20 protein-coding genes are annotated in these 14829 nt (G+C 64.5%); 2 read left to right on the top strand and 18 right to left on the bottom strand.

Going from position 1 to position 14829, the window contains the following annotated elements; translation table 11 throughout:
• Positions 1-214, bottom strand: a 214-nt coding sequence (locus tag V7Q81_RS10050) for a GIY-YIG nuclease family protein (protein WP_333842734.1), incomplete at its 3' end; no start/stop codon positions are given.
• A gap of 26 nt (positions 215-240) precedes the next feature.
• A complete protein-coding gene (locus tag V7Q81_RS10045; protein ID WP_333842731.1) occupies positions 241-900 on the bottom strand; it encodes a uracil-DNA glycosylase in 660 nt (219 codons plus the stop codon).
• A 64-nt stretch (positions 901-964) separates the two neighbouring features.
• On the opposite strand from V7Q81_RS10045, the gene efp reads away from it, so the two are divergent.
• A complete protein-coding gene (gene efp, locus V7Q81_RS10040; protein WP_333842728.1) occupies positions 965-1531 on the top strand; it encodes an elongation factor P in 567 nt (188 codons plus the stop codon).
• Positions 1532-1550: 19 nt separating this feature from the next.
• Here the strand turns inward: efp and V7Q81_RS10035 are convergent, their stop codons facing one another.
• From V7Q81_RS10035 to rpoE, 16 genes are all read right to left on the bottom strand, one after another.
• Positions 1551-2465: a cation diffusion facilitator family transporter gene (locus V7Q81_RS10035; protein WP_333842726.1), complete on the bottom strand. Its 915-nt coding sequence runs from the start codon at positions 2463-2465 to the stop codon at positions 1551-1553.
• The gene (gene nagZ / locus V7Q81_RS10030) at positions 2462-3550 is read right to left on the bottom strand and encodes a beta-N-acetylhexosaminidase (RefSeq protein ID WP_333842724.1); all 1089 of its coding nucleotides are present in this window, start codon (positions 3548-3550) and stop codon (positions 2462-2464) included. The genes V7Q81_RS10035 and nagZ overlap by 4 nt, the downstream gene beginning before the upstream one ends.
• Positions 3551-3570: 20 nt before the next feature.
• On the bottom strand, positions 3571-3948 hold the full coding sequence (gene acpS / locus V7Q81_RS10025; protein WP_333842721.1) for a holo-ACP synthase: 378 nt from the start codon (positions 3946-3948) through the stop codon (positions 3571-3573).
• On the bottom strand, positions 3945-4688 hold the full coding sequence (gene pdxJ, locus V7Q81_RS10020) for a pyridoxine 5'-phosphate synthase (RefSeq protein ID WP_333842719.1): 744 nt from the start codon (positions 4686-4688) through the stop codon (positions 3945-3947). Before pdxJ ends, acpS begins: the two co-directional genes overlap by 4 nt.
• Positions 4685-5422 (bottom strand): DNA repair protein RecO, encoded by a 738-nt coding sequence (gene recO, locus V7Q81_RS10015; protein WP_333842717.1) that lies wholly within the window; start codon positions 5420-5422, stop codon positions 4685-4687. Before recO ends, pdxJ begins: the two co-directional genes overlap by 4 nt.
• A gap of 1 nt (position 5423) precedes the next feature.
• Positions 5424-6323, bottom strand: a complete 900-nt coding sequence (era, locus tag V7Q81_RS10010; protein ID WP_333842714.1) for a GTPase Era — start codon at positions 6321-6323, stop codon at positions 5424-5426.
• Positions 6320-7057 carry a ribonuclease III gene (rnc, locus tag V7Q81_RS10005; protein ID WP_333842712.1) on the bottom strand — a complete coding sequence of 246 codons (738 nt, stop codon included), beginning with the start codon at positions 7055-7057 and terminating at the stop codon, positions 6320-6322. Before rnc ends, era begins: the two co-directional genes overlap by 4 nt.
• Positions 7054-7407, bottom strand: coding sequence for a DUF4845 domain-containing protein (locus V7Q81_RS10000; RefSeq protein WP_333842710.1), 354 nt, complete (start codon positions 7405-7407; stop codon positions 7054-7056). The genes rnc and V7Q81_RS10000 overlap by 4 nt, the downstream gene beginning before the upstream one ends.
• A 30-nt stretch (positions 7408-7437) precedes the next feature.
• Complete coding sequence (gene lepB / locus V7Q81_RS09995; protein WP_333842707.1) at positions 7438-8241, bottom strand: signal peptidase I; 804 nt, start codon at positions 8239-8241, stop codon at positions 7438-7440.
• A gap of 18 nt (positions 8242-8259) precedes the next feature.
• Positions 8260-10053, bottom strand: a complete 1794-nt coding sequence (gene lepA / locus V7Q81_RS09990; protein WP_333842702.1) for a translation elongation factor 4 — start codon at positions 10051-10053, stop codon at positions 8260-8262.
• Positions 10054-10165: 112 nt separating this feature from the next.
• Positions 10166-10417, bottom strand: a complete 252-nt coding sequence (locus V7Q81_RS09985; RefSeq protein WP_333842700.1) for a glutaredoxin family protein — start codon at positions 10415-10417, stop codon at positions 10166-10168.
• On the bottom strand, positions 10410-11798 hold the full coding sequence (locus V7Q81_RS09980) for a DegQ family serine endoprotease (RefSeq protein ID WP_333842698.1): 1389 nt from the start codon (positions 11796-11798) through the stop codon (positions 10410-10412). Before V7Q81_RS09980 ends, V7Q81_RS09985 begins: the two co-directional genes overlap by 8 nt.
• Positions 11799-11845: 47 nt before the next feature.
• Positions 11846-12286, bottom strand: a complete 441-nt coding sequence (locus V7Q81_RS09975) for a SoxR reducing system RseC family protein (RefSeq protein WP_333842696.1) — start codon at positions 12284-12286, stop codon at positions 11846-11848.
• A gap of 2 nt (positions 12287-12288) precedes the next feature.
• Positions 12289-13251, bottom strand: a complete 963-nt coding sequence (locus V7Q81_RS09970) for a MucB/RseB C-terminal domain-containing protein (RefSeq protein WP_333842694.1) — start codon at positions 13249-13251, stop codon at positions 12289-12291.
• Positions 13248-13775 (bottom strand): sigma-E factor negative regulatory protein, encoded by a 528-nt coding sequence (locus V7Q81_RS09965; protein WP_333842692.1) that lies wholly within the window; start codon positions 13773-13775, stop codon positions 13248-13250. Before V7Q81_RS09965 ends, V7Q81_RS09970 begins: the two co-directional genes overlap by 4 nt.
• Before the next feature lies 1 nt (position 13776).
• On the bottom strand, positions 13777-14376 hold the full coding sequence (gene rpoE, locus V7Q81_RS09960; protein ID WP_333842690.1) for an RNA polymerase sigma factor RpoE: 600 nt from the start codon (positions 14374-14376) through the stop codon (positions 13777-13779).
• 254 nt (positions 14377-14630) lie between these two features.
• Here rpoE and V7Q81_RS09955 point away from each other — a divergent pair.
• Positions 14631-14829 (top strand): FAD-dependent oxidoreductase (locus V7Q81_RS09955; RefSeq protein ID WP_333842687.1); only part of this gene is annotated, 199 nt, incomplete at its 3' end.

Genomic DNA, 14829 nt, shown 5'->3' with positions numbered 1-14829 from the left:
TCTCGATGCCGGCGGTCTGCTGCAACATGTGGGCGATGCGTGGCCCGTGCACGGTCTTGGTGAAATAGGAAGCGACTCGTTTCTTGAGGTCCCGGGCCTTGCCCACGTAGATTACCTCTCCTGCCGCATTGAGCATGCGATACACCCCCGGTAGATGGGGCAGCCCGGACACGAACGTTTGCGGGTCGAAGGGAGGAATCGTCGCGGAAGCCAAGGCTGGTGGGGAAGATCGGCCTGCGCTCAGCGGCAAGCGTGCGAAACTCCGGCCGAGTGCTCTCTGATCGAGCGGAACACAGCATCGAACATGGCAGGCGTCAGGCGGCCCGTCTGGGTGTTATAGCGGCTGCAGTGGTAACTATCGAAGAGAATCGTCTCCCCGGGAAGCGCGTGCACGGCGCCATGGGCGAACTTGTACGCCCCCGCACGCAGCCCCAGGGCCTTGAGCACGGCCCCGTGGGCGATCGCGCCCAAGGCCAGTACGGCCCGCCCCGGGGGCATCTGGGCGAGCTCTTCGGCGAGGAAGGCGTTGCAGTTGCCCACCTCCGCCGCAGTCGGCTTGTTCTCCGGAGGCGCGCAGCGTACGGCATTGGTGATGCGGGCGCCCGTGAGAGTGAGCCCGTCATCCCCACTACACGAGACGGGGGCGCTCGCATAGCCGTGGCGGTAAAGCGTTGCGTAGAGCAAGCGGCCCGCGTGATCGCCGGTAAACGGGCGCCCGGTGCGATTGGCGCCATGGAGGCCGGGCGCCAGCCCCACTACCAGCAAACTGGGCCGGGCGTCGCCGAAGGAAGGCACCGGCTTGGCGTGATAGGCGGGGTGGTCCTGGCGCACCCGATCCAGATAGCGGGCGAGCCGCACGCAGCGGCGACAGGAGAGGTCAAAGGAGCTTGTCGCGTGCATTCGGGCACCCTGTGGGCGTCTTAGCTTAGTGTAAAATTTAAAATTTAACTTTGAACAGACGACCATGGCAAAAGTTTTAGCGACCGAAATCCGGGCCGGCAACCTGATCGAGTGGGACAAGCGCGTGTGGCGGGTGCTCAAATCCTACCACGTTCATGTGGGCGGGCGAGGCGGCGCCTTCATGCAAGTAGAGATGAAGGACATCGAAAGCGGCACCAAGACGAACCAGCGCTTTCGTACCGACGAGAAGGTGGAGCGCGCCTTTGTCGAGAGTCGGGACTTCGAGTATTTGTACAATGACGGAGCGAGCTACGTGTTCATGGACAAAGAGACTTTCGAGCAGATCTCCCTTCCGGAGGATCTGCTCGAAGGCCAGAAAGAGTTCCTGCTGCCCAACACCGAAGTGCAGATCAACTTCCACAACGATCGGCCGATCGGCGTCCAACTTCCTCCCACGGTGGTACTCACCGTCACGGAAACCGAGCCAGGCATCAAGACTGCAACGGCCACGGCCACGTTCAAGCCGGCCAAAACCGAGACCGGTCTGACCGTGATGGTGCCCCAGTTCGTATCCGAGGGAGAGCGCATCAAGGTCAGCACCGACTCGGGCGAGTACATGGAGCGGGGCTGATCCGCCCCACCCCTCGATTTCAGGAGTGCCGTCCCCCAGCGGGGACGATGGGGATGCGCATCGCGTTGGTGGCCTCCGGCCGCACCGGTACCTCGGGCTGCAGGGTGACGTGCTCTATGCGAAAGCGGGTACGCAACATCCGCTGCAGCTCGGGAAGCACCCGGGGCCATTCCTTGAGGTCTTCCAGGACGACGTGGGCCGAGAGGATCACCTGCTCTGATCCCACGGTCCAGACGTGCAGGTCGTGAACAGAAGTCACGCCCCGGACTTCCGCCATGGCCCGCCCCACCTCCTCCAGATCCACACCCGAGGGCACCCCTTCCATGATGATGGTGAGCGCCCCCCGCACGACCTGGACCGTGGAGGCAAGGATCAGGCAAGCGACCACGACGGCAAGCAGGGGATCGATGGGCGTCCAGCCGGTGAAGTGCACCACTGCCCCCGCAGTAAGTGCTGCTGCCGAGCCCAGCAGATCCCCCGTCACGTGGAGCGCCGCCGCGCGCAGGTTCAGCCCGCCGTGGGAATGCCCGAGGATAAACAGCACTCCCACGTTCACCAAGAGCCCGACCGCCGCGACCACCATGACGGCAAGCCCGGCCACGGGACGCGGGGCCTGAAGCCGCTCCACCGCTTCCACCGCGATGCCCAGCACGACCACCAGCATGAGCAGCGCATTGGCCAGGGCGGCGACCACCTCAGCCCGCATGAGACCGTAGGTATGGCGGTGGGAGGGAGGGCGTCGGGCCACCCAGGCCGCGAGCAGCGCCAGAGCAAGGGCCAGGGCGTCGGAGAGCATGTGCCCGGCGTCGGAGAGCAGCGCCAGGGATCCGGACCACCAGCCGCCCACGGCTTCCACGCCGGCGAAGGCCAAGGTGACCCCCAGCGCCCAGCCCAGGCGGGCGAGCGGGTCTGTGTGCCCATGGGCGTGACTCATGGCGAATCGCTGCAGTTGGGCGGGCTCGTCGGGTCGGGCAACAAGGGGAGTTTCGCTGCCTCCGCGGCGAGGGCGGAGACTGCCCGAACCGCTTCCACGTAATCCGGGTTTTCCCGCAGCCGCTTCCATGGGGCGGAGCCCGGACGGCCGTGCATGCGCGCCAGCCGGGCCAAGCTCACCGCCGTCAGCTCCCCGCTCAATCCTTCCAGCACGGCCTCGGCTGCCGCCGCGTCGTTGCATACGAGCACCATGTCGCAGCCGGCGTTGAGGGCTGCCCGCGCCCGGGCGAGCGGGTCGCCTCCACAGGCCGCCCCCGCCATGGACAGGTCGTCGCTCAAGACCGCGCCCTCGAAGCCCAGCTCCTGGCGCAGGATGCGCTGCAACCAGACCTCGCTATACCCCGCGGGCCGGCTATCCACCGCTGGGTAGACCACGTGAGCCGGCATGATGGCCGCAAGCCCGTGCTGCACCAAGCGGCGGAAGGGGACCAGATCCGCCAGGGCCAGATCGGCAAACGGCCGCTCGTCGGTCGGCAGCTCTGTATGGGAGTCGGCGGCCACGAATCCATGCCCAGGAAAATGCTTGCCCACGGCGGCCATGCCGGCGCGCCGCAGCCCTCGCACGAGTTCCTGGGCCAGCTCGGCCACCGCATCCGGATGGGAATGAAAGGCCCGGTCGCCGATGACGGTGCTCGCGCCGTAGTCCAGGTCCAGTACAGGGGTGAAGCTGAAATCCACGCCACATGCCCGCAGCTCCGCGGCCAGCACGTAGCCTGTCTGCTCGGCGAGAACCCGGGCCCGGTGGGGGTTGCGGTCCCACAGGCGGCCGAGACTGCGCATGGGAGGGAGCCGGGTGAATCCCTCGCGGAAGCGCTGAACACGCCCGCCCTCGTGGTCTACGGCGATGAGGAGCGGGGGAGTGCGCAGTGCGTGGATAGTGGCGGTCAGCCGAGAAAGCTGGGCGGGGTCCTGATAGTTGCGGCTGAAAAGTATGACCCCCCCGACCCCCGGGTGGGTGAGCCGCGCCTCGTCCTCGGGACCGAGGACCGGGCCCGGCACATCCAGCATGAGGGGACCAAGGGACATGGAGGACCTCCGCGGGCTCGTCAGCGCTCCAAAACGACCACGGCGCAGGCGAAAGGTGCTTCGTCGCTCAGCGTCAGGTGGTAGCGGGCGATGCCCTGTTCCCGCACGTAAGCCTCCAGAGCTCCATGGAACAGCAACCCGGGCTTGCCCAGACGGTCCTGGACGACGGAAATGCTGGAAAGGAGCACCGGCGTGCGGAACCCAGTGCCCATGGCTTTGGAAAAAGCCTCTTTGGCGGCGAAGCGCAGGGCCAGATAAGCCGCTGGCCGGCGACTCCCCTGGAAGCGTTGCCATTCGAGAGGGGTGAGGAGGCGTCGGGCGAAGCGCTCACCGTAACGCTCTAACAGCCGCTCGATACGTCGGGTGTCGACCAGGTCAGTGCCAATGCCGTAGATCACCGGGAGCCTGTCCCTCGCCCTACCGCTTCACGCATCAGGGCTTTCATGCTGCGCACGGCCTCGGCCAGGCCGACGAAGATCGCCCGGGCGACGATGGCGTGGCCGATGTTGAGTTCGGCAACGCCGGGAATGGCGGCGATGGGCTGGACGTTGTGGTAGTTGAGTCCGTGGCCCGCATTGACTTTGAGGCCCAGTCCGAGCCCGTGGGCCACCGCCCGGGCCACCCGCTCCAACTCTTCATCCCGTTCCGCGGGCGTGCGGGCCTCCGCATAGCGCCCGGTATGGATCTCGATCACCGGAGCCCCCGCCCGGGCCGCCGCATCGATCTGACGCAGGTCGGGATCGACGAACAAGGATACCCGGATTCCCTCCCCCGTCAGCCGGGCGCAGGCTTCCCGCACCTCCGCGAAGCGGCCGAGTACATCCAGGCCACCCTCGGTGGTGAGCTCCTGGCGCCGCTCGGGCACGAAGCACACGTCGTGGGGTCTTACCCGAAGGGCAAAAGCCAACATGTCGGCCGTGATGGCGCTTTCCAAGTTCATGCGGGTATGCAACACCTGGCGCAGCAGCTCCACGTCCCGGTCCTGGATATGGCGCCGATCCTCCCGCAAGTGCAGGGTAATGGCGTCCGCCCCAGCTGTCTCGGCCACCAGGGCGGCCTCGATTGGGCTCGGGTAGCGGGTGCCACGGGCTTGCCTCAAGGTGGCCACGTGGTCGATGTTGACGCCGAGTTCGATCATAGCTGCTGCAGCTCCTTGAGCAACTGCCGCGTGTGCAGCGGCTGGCCACCGAGCAGCCGGTTGATGAGGGCGCGCATCAGGGCTTTGCTCTGCTGCTGGGTCTGGGGGTCCTCGTAACGGTCTTGGGCCATGTCGAGCAACGTCTTGCCGAAAAGCACCGGCTCTTCTCCCTTGTCTTCGGAAAGCGGGACCGGACCCCGCTCCGGCAAATAAGTATACCGCCCACTGGGGTCGATCGCCTCGCCCGTGAGAGCGTCGCGGTCCAGCACCATGGCATAGCCCAGTTCCTTGAGCAATCGGGTTTCGAACCGGCGTAGGATGGCCTCGATGTTGGGTTCCTGGGCGAGGGCTTGCAGCGTATCCCGGTAGTGGTCGAAGAGCGCTTCGTGGGGGTCCTCCCGGGGCAGGAGTCGCATCAGCAGCTCGTTCAGGTAGAAGCCACACATGAGAGCCCGCCCTTCCAGAGAGGGTTGGCCGCTTATCCATTCTGCCCGCACTAGGGTTTTCAACTCTGCTCGGCCTGCCCAAGAAAGCAGCAGGGGCTGAAAGGGCAGCAGCTGGCCCCGCAGCTGGGATTTGGGCCGACGGACTCCCCGCGCCACCATGGGCAGGCGCCCGTGGCTGCGGGTCAGCGCTTCCACGATCAGGCTCGTCTCCCGGTAGGGGTAGGTATGCAGCACGAACGCCGCCGCCTGCTGCCCCCCTGCATGACGGCGGGCCAGCGCCTCGTTCATCCTAGGACTCGAAGCCGAGGCTTTTTAGCATCCTCTCGTCGTCGGACCATCCTCGGCGTACTTTGACCCACACGTCCAAGAAGACCTTGGTCCCGAAAAGCCGCTCCATGTCGAGACGCGCCTGGCTGGCGATCTCCTTGAGCTTTTCGCCCTTGCGCCCGATTACGATGGCCTTTTGGGAATCTTTTTCCACGTAGATTACCGCGTGGATGCGCTTCAGGGCTTCTTCATCCTTGAACTCTTCCACCACGACCGTAGTGGCGTAAGGCAACTCCTCGCCCAGCAAGCGAAACAGCTTCTCGCGCAGGAGCTCAGCGGCGAGAAACCGTTCACTGGCGTCGGTCATTTCCTCCGGATCGTACAGAGGCGGCCCTTCCGGGAGGTACCGCCCTATCGTCGCCACCAGGTCCTCGAGGCCCACGCCCCTTTCGGCGCTGACAGGCACAATTTCGGCGAAGGGATAGGTGTCGGCGGCCTGCTGGATGAAGGGCAGCAGCAGCCCTTTGTCCTTGACCAGATCCACCTTGTTGATAGCCAGGATAGCAGGCCGGTCCCGCTTGAGCAGTCCCACTACCTGGCGGTCGCCTGCGTTGAAGCGCAACGCCTCCACCACCATCAGGGTGACGTCCACGTCCTCCAGGGTTTGGATCACGCTGCGGTTGAGGGCCCGGTTGAGGGCGCCTCCGTGCAAGGTCTGGAAGCCAGGGGTGTCCACGAAAACGAGCTGAGCGTGCTCGGTGGTGAGGATGCCCCGCACCCGGTGACGGGTCGTCTGGGGCCGGGGGGAGACGATGCTGATCTTGGTGCCCACCAGGCGGTTGAGCAAGGTGGACTTGCCCACGTTAGGACGGCCGACGATGGCGACATAGCCACTTCTGAAACCCGCAGCGGTTGCGCTCATGGGCCCTTGCGTCCCTGGGACTTGCTGCCTTCGGCCAGGGCGAGCGCCTGGCGCGCCGCTTCCTGCTCCGCCTTGCGGCGGCTTGGCCCTTCGCCTAGGCAGCGGATGCCCAGCTCATCGATCAGACACTCTACAACGAAGTGCTGTTCGTGGGCGCGGCCGTGGGTCGCCACCACGGAGTACTGGGGCAGCGCGAGTCGCCGACCCTGGAGGAACTCCTGCAGCTGGGTCTTGGGGTCCTTGCCCAGGGTCTTCATGTCCAGCCGCGCCAGGAAGGGCTCGAAGAGGCGCCGAATCACCTGCTCTGCCGGCTCGAAGCCCCCGTCGAGGTAGACGGCGCCAAAGATCGCCTCCAGGGCGTCTGCCAGGATGGAAGGGCGCCGGGCCCCGCCACTTTTCACCTCTCCTTCCCCAAGCCGCACCAGCTCTCCCAGTCCCAGATGGATCGCCAGGTCGCTCAGGCTTTGCTGGTTGACTAGGTTGGCTCGCAGCCGGGAAAGCGTCCCTTCAGGGGCCTGGGGGAAGCGGACATACAGTAGCCGTGCCACCGCCAGGTTAAGGACGCTGTCGCCCAAGAATTCCAGTCGTTCGTTGTGGGGCGAGCTGTGGCTGCGGTGGGTGAGCGCCTGCCGCAGCAGGGTCGGGTCGGTAAAGGCATAGCCGAGCAAGGCACACAGCGCTTCCACGTCCCTCCTGCGGCCCGTGGGCGCGCCGGCGGGCGGAGCAGCGGTCATCGGGTCGAGTAACTGAAGTCGATCAGCAGACTCACGTTGGCGAAGAGCGGCACCTTCACCTGGTAGCTGGTACTGAGCACGAGGGCCCCGCCCTCTTTGCTCACCGCAATGTCCCGGCCCTTCACCGCCGTGATATTGTCGATATCGGCGCGCTTGTCGAAGGCGCTGCGGATTTCCGCTACCGAAGCCTCCTGCAAGGTGGGGTCGCGAACCGTAGCGGTCATGGTCTTCTTGATGGCCCAGAATTCCAGATAGTGGGGGATCACCTTGAAAGCGAGTAGCGCCCCGAAGGCCAGGATCACCGCCACCACCAGAAAACCTCCCAGAGTGATGCCTTGCTGCCTGTGCATACGCCTTCCTCGCGCGATCTTCCCCGCACCTCAGCGGATCACGGTGCCGATCCGCTTGAAATCGCCAAAGTTCCACCAGATCAGAAACGCCTTCCCCACCACGTGGCTGTCGGGCACGAACCCCCAATAGCGGCTGTCGCTGCTGCTGTCCCGGTTGTCGCCCATGACGAAATAGTGGCCCGGCGGCACCGTACAGCTCATGGCATCCTCATTGTAGGTGCAATTGTCGCGGAACGGAAACTGGCGGACTCCGGCGAGCTGCAGGTCCGGAGCGGACGGGTTGATGAGCACCGCATGGGGGTGACCGCCGAGGTACTCGGTGAAAAGCAGTGCCCGCACCAGGTTGAGCCCGCTTTCCACGTAACTGTACTCGCCGTTTTTCACCATTTTGACCGGCTGGCCGTTGATCTCCAGTCGCTTGTTGCGGTACACGATGCGATCGCCAGGCAGGCCCACCACGCGCTTGATGTAGTCAAGGGAGGGGTTTTCCGGGTAGCGGAACACCATGACTTCGCCTCGCCGGGGAGAGTCGACCTCGATGAGCTTCCAGTTGACCACCGGCAGCCGGATCCCGTAGGTGTATTTGTTCACCAGGATGAAATCTCCCACCAGCAGGGTGGGAATCATCGATCCCGAGGGAATTTTGAACGGCTCCACCAAGAAGGAGCGCAGCACGAAGACCAGCAGGATCACTGGGAAAAAACTCTTCGGGTATTCCACCCACCAGGGTTCCTTGTCCTGGGGGCCCCGGCGCTTGGCCAGCATCAGTCGGTCGAGCAGCCAGATCCCACCCGTGACGAGGAGCAGGAGCAGCAACACTAGGGCAAAGTTCATCTGCTCTCCCGGGCTGGTTTACTTGCCTTCGACCCGCAGCACCGCCAGGAAGGCCTCCTGGGGGATTTCCACACTGCCCACTTGCTTCATGCGTTTCTTGCCGGCTTTCTGCTTCTCGAGCAGCTTCTTCTTGCGCGTCACGTCGCCGCCGTAGCATTTGGCGAGCACGTTTTTGCGCAGCGCCTTGACAGTTTCCCGGGCAATGATCTGGGAGCCGATGGCCGCCTGGACTGCAACGTCGAACATCTGCCGGGGAATCAGCTCCCGCATCTTGGCTGCCAGCTCCCGCCCCCGCACCTGGGCCCCGGAACGGTGCACGATGGCCGACAGGGCGTCCACCCGCTCCCCGTTGATCAGGATGTCGAGCTTCACCAAGTCCGATGCCCGGAATTCCTTGAATTCGTAGTCGAGGGAAGCGTAGCCGCGGGAGACTGATTTCAGGCGGTCGAAGAAATCCATGACTACTTCGTTGAGCGGTAGCTCGTAGGTGAGCATCACCTGCCGCCCCAGATACTGCATGTTCCGCTGCACACCGCGCCGCGCTTCGCACAGGGTAATGACTGGGCCCACGTAGTCCTGGGGCAGGAGGATATGAGCGGTGATGATGGGCTCGCGGATTTCCTCGATCCTGGAGGGCTCCGGCAGCCGCGACGGGTTTTCGATGTGCAGCGCTGTGCCGTCGCGCAGTAGCACCTGGTAGACCACCGTGGGGGCGGTGGTGATGAGATTCATCCCGTATTCGCGCTCCAGCCGCTCTTGCACGATTTCCATGTGCAGTAAGCCCAGGAAACCGCAGCGGAAGCCGAAGCCCAAGGCCTGAGAAGTTTCGGGCTCGAAGTGCAGCGAGGCGTCATTGAGCTTGAGTTTTTCCAGGGCGTCACGCAAGGCGCCGTAGTCGCCTGCGTCCACGGGATAGAGCCCGGCGAATACCTGGGGTTTGACCTCCTTGAAGCCGGGGAGCGGGCTGGCGGCAGGCCGGTTGGCATGGGTCACGGTGTCACCAACCCGCGCCGCAGTGAGCTCCTTGATTCCCGCAGTGACAAACCCCACCTCCCCTGCGCCCAGGCAGTCCTTGGCCCTGGACTTGGGGGTGAACACGCCCACCTGCTCGCACCAGTACTCGGCCCCGGTAGACATGAGACGAATCCGATCTTTGGGACGCAGGATTCCATCCACCACCCGCACCAACATGACCACGCCCACGTAGTTGTCGAACCAGGAATCGATGATCAGGGCCTTGAGGGGCGCCTGCGGGTCCCCGGCGGGCGGGGGGATGCGTCGAATGATCGCCTCTAGCACTTCGGGCACCCCTTCTCCGCTCTTGGCCGAGCAGCGCAGGGCGTCACGCGCCGGGATGCCGATGATGTCCTCGATCTCTGTGATTACCCGATCCGGCTCCGCTGAAGGCAGGTCGATTTTGTTGAGCACGGGTACCACTTCGATGCCTTGCTCGATGGCGGTGTAGCAGTTGGCGACGGTTTGGGCCTCCACGCCCTGAGAGGCGTCCACCACCAGGAGCGCCCCTTCGCACGCCGCAAGCGAGCGGGACACCTCGTAGGAAAAGTCCACGTGGCCTGGCGTGTCGATCAGGTTGAGCAAGTAACGCCGGCCATCCCGCGCGGCGTACTCGAGCGCCGCCGTCTGGGCCTTGATGGTGATTCCCCGCTCCCGCTCGAGCTCCATGGAATCCAGCACCTGATCCTCCATTTCCCGATCCGAAAGTCCCCCGCAGAGTTGGATCAGGCGATCGGCGAGCGTGGACTTGCCGTGGTCGATGTGGGCAATGATGGAGAAGTTGCGAATATGCTGCATCCGTTTCCGGAACAAACCCGGCCTGCCCGCCTAGAATCCCGCGCCTGGCGCGGGTCGCGAGCTTAAAAAAAGGGCACCGCGCAAGTGCCCAAGTCATTGGAAAGCGTGAATTTTAGCGAATTTCGGCAAGGTATGCATCAAGCGCCTGAAGGTCAAGGCGATGGGCGCACAACTCCCGCTCTCCCGCTGCCAGCACCGGCACTCGCTCGCCGTAGCGGTGCTCGAGGCCGGGATCGGCGTCCACGTCTACCACTTCCACCCGAAATCCGAGGACTGGGGCGAGGGCCGCCAGGGCCCGCTCCATGTCCTCGCACAGATGGCAGTAGGCGCGGCTATAGAGGGTGAGGGGAATCGGCTCAGCCATCGATCCTGGCCGTCAGGAAAGTGGTGCTCTCCCCGCGGCGAACGAGCAGCGCCACATGGCGGCCTTTTTCCAGTCCGGTGACGATCTTGCGGAATTGCTCCACACTTTTGATGTCTTCGTTGTTGATCCCGAGGATCACGTCCCCCGGGCGAATGCCCGCTCGGGCGGCGGGGCCTGGTTTTACGTCCTCCACCAGTACGCCGCCCTCGAGTCCCAGCTCCTTTTTCTTGTCCGCCGGCAGGTCGGAGAGGACCAGACCCAGACGGTCAGCAGCGCTTCCCCGCTCCCCTTGTCGCCCAGAGGCCCGCGCCACCTGTTCCTCAGGGAGCTCGCCCACGGTAACCTGGATATCTTTCGTTGCCCCCTTGCGCCACACCTGCACGGTCACCTTGGTCCCCGGCTTGGTGGATCCCACCATGCGCGGCAGATCACTCGAGGAAGCGACCGCCTTGCCGTCGTACTTGACAATGATGTCGCCCACCTCCAGGCCGGCCTTCTCCGCGGGGCTACCCTTTTCCACCGAGGCGATCAGCGCTCCCGCGGGTTTGGGCAAGCCGAAGGATTCCGCCAGGTCCCGGGTGACCTCCTGAATCACCACGCCGAGCTTTCCTCGCCGTACCTTGCCGTGGGCTCGGAGCTGGTCGGCGACGTCCATGGCCACGTCGATCGGGATGGCGAAGGACAGTCCCATGAAGCCGCCGGTGCGGCTGTAGATCTGGGAGTTAATGCCCACCACCTCCCCCTGCATGTTGAACAACGGCCCACCCGAGTTGCCCGGGTTAATGGCCACGTCGGTCTGAATGAAGGGCACGAAGTTCTCCTGGGGCAAAGAACGTCCCTTGGCGCTCACGATGCCCGCGGTCACGGAGTGCTCGAATCCGAAGGGAGAACCGATGGCCACCACCCACTCCCCCACCTTAAGCTTGTTCGGATCCCCGAAACGGACTGTGGGCAGCCCCTGGGCGTCGATCTTGATCAGCGCCACGTCGGTGCGCTTGTCGGCGCCGATCACTTTGGCTTTGAACTCCCGCTTGTCCACCAGCTTCACGATGATTTCGTCGGCGCTGTCCACCACGTGGGCGTTGGTGAGGATGTAGCCGTCCGGACTGATGACAAAGCCGGAGCCCAGGGAGCGCGACTGAAATTCCCGCGGCAGGTACGGAAAGTTGGGCGCGAAGCGGCGAAAGAACTCGTAGAAAGGGTCGTCTTCCGGAATGTTGGGAAACTGGGGGGCGTTGCTTTTGACCGTCTGGGTGGTGCTCACGTTGACCACCGCCGCGGCATTTTGCTCCACGATCCCGGTAAAGTCAGGGAGCTCCTTCGCTGCCACAGGAAAAGCGAGGAGCAGAGCCGAAAAAAGAAACATCAAGCGGTTAAACATGGATGGCGTTACCTCCGGGAAAGTTGACTCTGTTTAAATGGCAATCCTCAAGGGCCTGGCGCGCGTGCGGCGCGCACGATGCGCGGCGCTTGGTTGGCGTGGGCTGGGCCCCGCCCCGAGCGACGCAGCGCAAGATAAGCTCCCGCCAGGCCGGCCGCGGCCCCGGCGGCGGCTATGGCGTCCCCTCCCCCGACCAGGGCGCCGCTCACCGCTCCGGTGAGGAGCAGCCCCAGCGCTCGGGCAAATACCGCGATCGCGCTGCGCAGGAGCTGGTCTTCCTCTAGCGCCACGATCACCTCGTCTCCCGGCCCGGCTTGGATCGGATTGGCGACCTCAAACCGCTGGGAGCGGTGCGGCAGCCATCGGACAAGGAGTGTCGTGCCGCAGGCTTTGCCCGGTACACAGGCGCCGCAACCCGCCTGTTCTAAGACTTCGACGAGCGCGGCTTCACCACGGCGCTCGATGATCCGTGCCCGAGACTCCAGCATCTCTATCGGTCCTGATAGGTGATGGAATCGGCGATCTTCATCACCGTGACGGCGGGTGCCTCACCCACCACCGTGACCAGATGGTTGTTCACCACGCGGGAGACGATGTTGATGGCCCCTTGATTGGAATGCCGCTGGCTCTTCGGCGGATTGCTACCTACCGCCTCGACGAATACAGACACCGCCACCAGCCCGTCGGAGAGCATGATGTGGATCACCGGGCGAGGCTTGGCACCCAGCAGACGTCTGGCTTCTAGAACTTTCTTGAAGCCCGGCGGGGGATCCCGGATGATCCAGCCCGAAGGTCTATCGGTGCCCAGCCCGGAGGCGATGGCCTCTTGGCGCAGCGGGGTGCGGGCCTCGTACTTGGGCTTGAGCAGGGCTGGGTCGATGGGACGGCCGATCTCCACTTGGGTAAAGGCGAACTGCTCCACTACCTGGCCCTGGTCGTCGAACATGATCGCCTTAAGCAGTAGGCCCGAGCCGGCGTCGGCCCAGAGCTTGTGTCCGTAGCGCAGCCCGTCCTTGGGCTCCAGAAGGATCACCTGGCACTCGTAGCCCGCGATGCGCTCGCGCCCGCCCAGGCGCACATGGTAATTCTCGGTGAGCGACGAGAGCTGCTCCGGCAGCAGGGCGGGAAAAGTCTTCCGGGGTTGCCCCTTGTCGATCCGTAGCTGTTTCCCTTCCGGGAAATAGCAATAGATCTCGTCGTTGTGGCGAACGATCTCCCGCGGCGGACCATCCAGGGTTTCCAGCTTTTCGTGCTCACCGCTTTCGTCCACCAGATGGACGATGCGGGAGGACTCCACCCGGTTGCCATGCTGGTAGACAAAGGTGCCGGCATAGTTGATCGTACGCGCGGCGCTCGCCACGCGCTGCAGCCAGGCGAGGCCGTCACCGCCGTCGGCCGCCGCCACGGGAAAGGTCCCCAGCGCCAGCGCAACCAGCAGCGCCCAACGGATCATGGACGCGCTTCCGCCTCGGGATGGGACACCGCTCGGACGTAGGTGGCCAAGCCCTGAATTTGGGTGCTCGGGGAATGGCCCTGATGGACCAGCAGATAGTCGTTTAGCCCGCTCAAGGGCGGTGCAGCAGGCTGCAGTGCGGGAGCGGTCAACGGGCCGCCGGCGATCACCGCTGCAGGGCGGGCCAAGGTGGGACGCTCGCCCTCGGATGGCCCCTGGAGCACCACCCATCCCACCAGCGCCACCGCGGCGACGGAAGCTGCCGCCGACAGGGCATAGAGCCGCACGTTTCGCGCGAGGAAGCGCCGCGGCGCCAGCACGGTGGGTTCCTCAGTCAGTCGCCGGCGCACCCGCTCCCGTACGTCGAAGGCGGCGAACGCTTGTTCCCGCAGCGCGTCTCCGATGAGATGATAGACTGCCCATTCACTTTGAAGGCTTGGGTCATTGCCCAGCCGCCTGATCACTACCCGAGCCTGGTCGGCCTCGAGTTCCCCATCCATCAACGCGGAGATCTCCTGCTTCACTTCACCACCTCTTGTCCTTGCTGGTACCCAATAGCGGTCGCAGGTTGGCTGCGATCGCCTCGCGTGCCCGGAAGATCCGCGAGCGCACCGTCCCGATAGGACAATTCATGATGGTCGCGATCTCTTCGTAGCTCAAACCTTCGATTTCCCGGAGCGTGATGGCGGTGCGCAGCTCCTCGGGCAGCGCCGCCATGGAGTCGTTCACCGTCTGAGCGATCTGCTTGCTCATGAGTTCCGCTTCCGGCGTGTTGACGTCCCTCAGCTGCTCTGCGTCTTCGAACGTCTCCGCCTCTTCGGCCTCGAATTCCGTGGTGGTGGGAGCTCGCCGCCCCATCGCCACCAGGTAGTTCTTGGCGGTGTTGATCCCGATCCGGTACAGCCACGTATAGAAAGCGCTGTCGCCCCGGAAAGAAGGCAGGGCCCGATAGGCCTTGATGAAGGCCTCTTGGGTCACGTCCTCGATTTCAGCGGGGTCCCGGATGAAGCGGGACAAGAGCCGGGCCAGCTTCCGCTGATACTTGCTGACCAGCAGGTCGAAGGCGTGTTTGTCGCCACGCTGCGCCCGCTCGACCAACGCCTGGTCGATCTCCCGATCACCCATGGGCTGGAGTTCCTGAGGCTTGAGCTAGGGTGGGCTATCAAAAAAAACCGCGCCTTTCGCGCGGCTCGATTAGTATAACCCACCGGGCCTCACGAACGCCGCCCTACTCCGTTGTTCCAAAAGACAAGGAGACAGGCGATTAGTTCACCTGGAGGCAGGGTTATTTCGCGTCGGCTGGATCAGGCGCCCGGATTGGGTTAAGGTTCCCGCTCAATGCCTGTGACTCCGCCACGCGTGCGAAGGAATCGGTTTTGTTGCGCTTCGACGTCGCCATCATCGGCACCGGCCTGGCCGGCCTGACGGCCGCTTTGCATCTCGCCGAGCATCGGCAGGTCGGCCTCATCACCAAGAAAACCCTCCTCGACGGGGCCAGCAGTTGGGCCCAAGGGGGGATTGCGGCAGCCCTGTCCCAGGAGGATTCCCTGGAATCCCACCTGCGGGACACCCTGGTGG

Source organism: Pelomicrobium sp., from assembly GCF_036803785.1.
Taxonomy (GTDB): Bacteria; Pseudomonadota; Gammaproteobacteria; order Burkholderiales; family UBA6910; genus Pelomicrobium.
Note: the sequence above shows the minus strand (reverse complement) of the source record. Positions and strands in the feature narration are given on the sequence as shown.

What these genes read in the sequence shown, in the direction of transcription:
- V7Q81_RS10045 (WP_333842731.1), bottom strand. Translation starts at nt 900, where the DNA reads ATGCACGCGACAAGCTCCTTTGACCTCTCCTGTCGCCGCTGCGTGCGG.
- efp (WP_333842728.1), top strand. Translation starts at nt 965, where the DNA reads ATGGCAAAAGTTTTAGCGACCGAAATCCGGGCCGGCAACCTGATCGAG.
- V7Q81_RS10035 (WP_333842726.1), bottom strand. Translation starts at nt 2,465, where the DNA reads ATGAGTCACGCCCATGGGCACACAGACCCGCTCGCCCGCCTGGGCTGG.
- nagZ (WP_333842724.1), bottom strand. Translation starts at nt 3,550, where the DNA reads ATGTCCCTTGGTCCCCTCATGCTGGATGTGCCGGGCCCGGTCCTCGGT.
- pdxJ (WP_333842719.1), bottom strand. Translation starts at nt 4,688, where the DNA reads ATGATCGAACTCGGCGTCAACATCGACCACGTGGCCACCTTGAGGCAA.
- recO (WP_333842717.1), bottom strand. Translation starts at nt 5,422, where the DNA reads ATGAACGAGGCGCTGGCCCGCCGTCATGCAGGGGGGCAGCAGGCGGCG.
- era (WP_333842714.1), bottom strand. Translation starts at nt 6,323, where the DNA reads ATGAGCGCAACCGCTGCGGGTTTCAGAAGTGGCTATGTCGCCATCGTC.
- rnc (WP_333842712.1), bottom strand. Translation starts at nt 7,057, where the DNA reads ATGACCGCTGCTCCGCCCGCCGGCGCGCCCACGGGCCGCAGGAGGGAC.
- V7Q81_RS10000 (WP_333842710.1), bottom strand. Translation starts at nt 7,407, where the DNA reads ATGCACAGGCAGCAAGGCATCACTCTGGGAGGTTTTCTGGTGGTGGCG.
- lepB (WP_333842707.1), bottom strand. Translation starts at nt 8,241, where the DNA reads ATGAACTTTGCCCTAGTGTTGCTGCTCCTGCTCCTCGTCACGGGTGGG.
- lepA (WP_333842702.1), bottom strand. Translation starts at nt 10,053, where the DNA reads ATGCAGCATATTCGCAACTTCTCCATCATTGCCCACATCGACCACGGC.
- V7Q81_RS09985 (WP_333842700.1), bottom strand. Translation starts at nt 10,417, where the DNA reads ATGGCTGAGCCGATTCCCCTCACCCTCTATAGCCGCGCCTACTGCCAT.
- V7Q81_RS09980 (WP_333842698.1), bottom strand. Translation starts at nt 11,798, where the DNA reads ATGTTTAACCGCTTGATGTTTCTTTTTTCGGCTCTGCTCCTCGCTTTT.
- V7Q81_RS09975 (WP_333842696.1), bottom strand. Translation starts at nt 12,286, where the DNA reads ATGCTGGAGTCTCGGGCACGGATCATCGAGCGCCGTGGTGAAGCCGCG.
- V7Q81_RS09970 (WP_333842694.1), bottom strand. Translation starts at nt 13,251, where the DNA reads ATGATCCGTTGGGCGCTGCTGGTTGCGCTGGCGCTGGGGACCTTTCCC.
- rpoE (WP_333842690.1), bottom strand. Translation starts at nt 14,376, where the DNA reads ATGGGTGATCGGGAGATCGACCAGGCGTTGGTCGAGCGGGCGCAGCGT.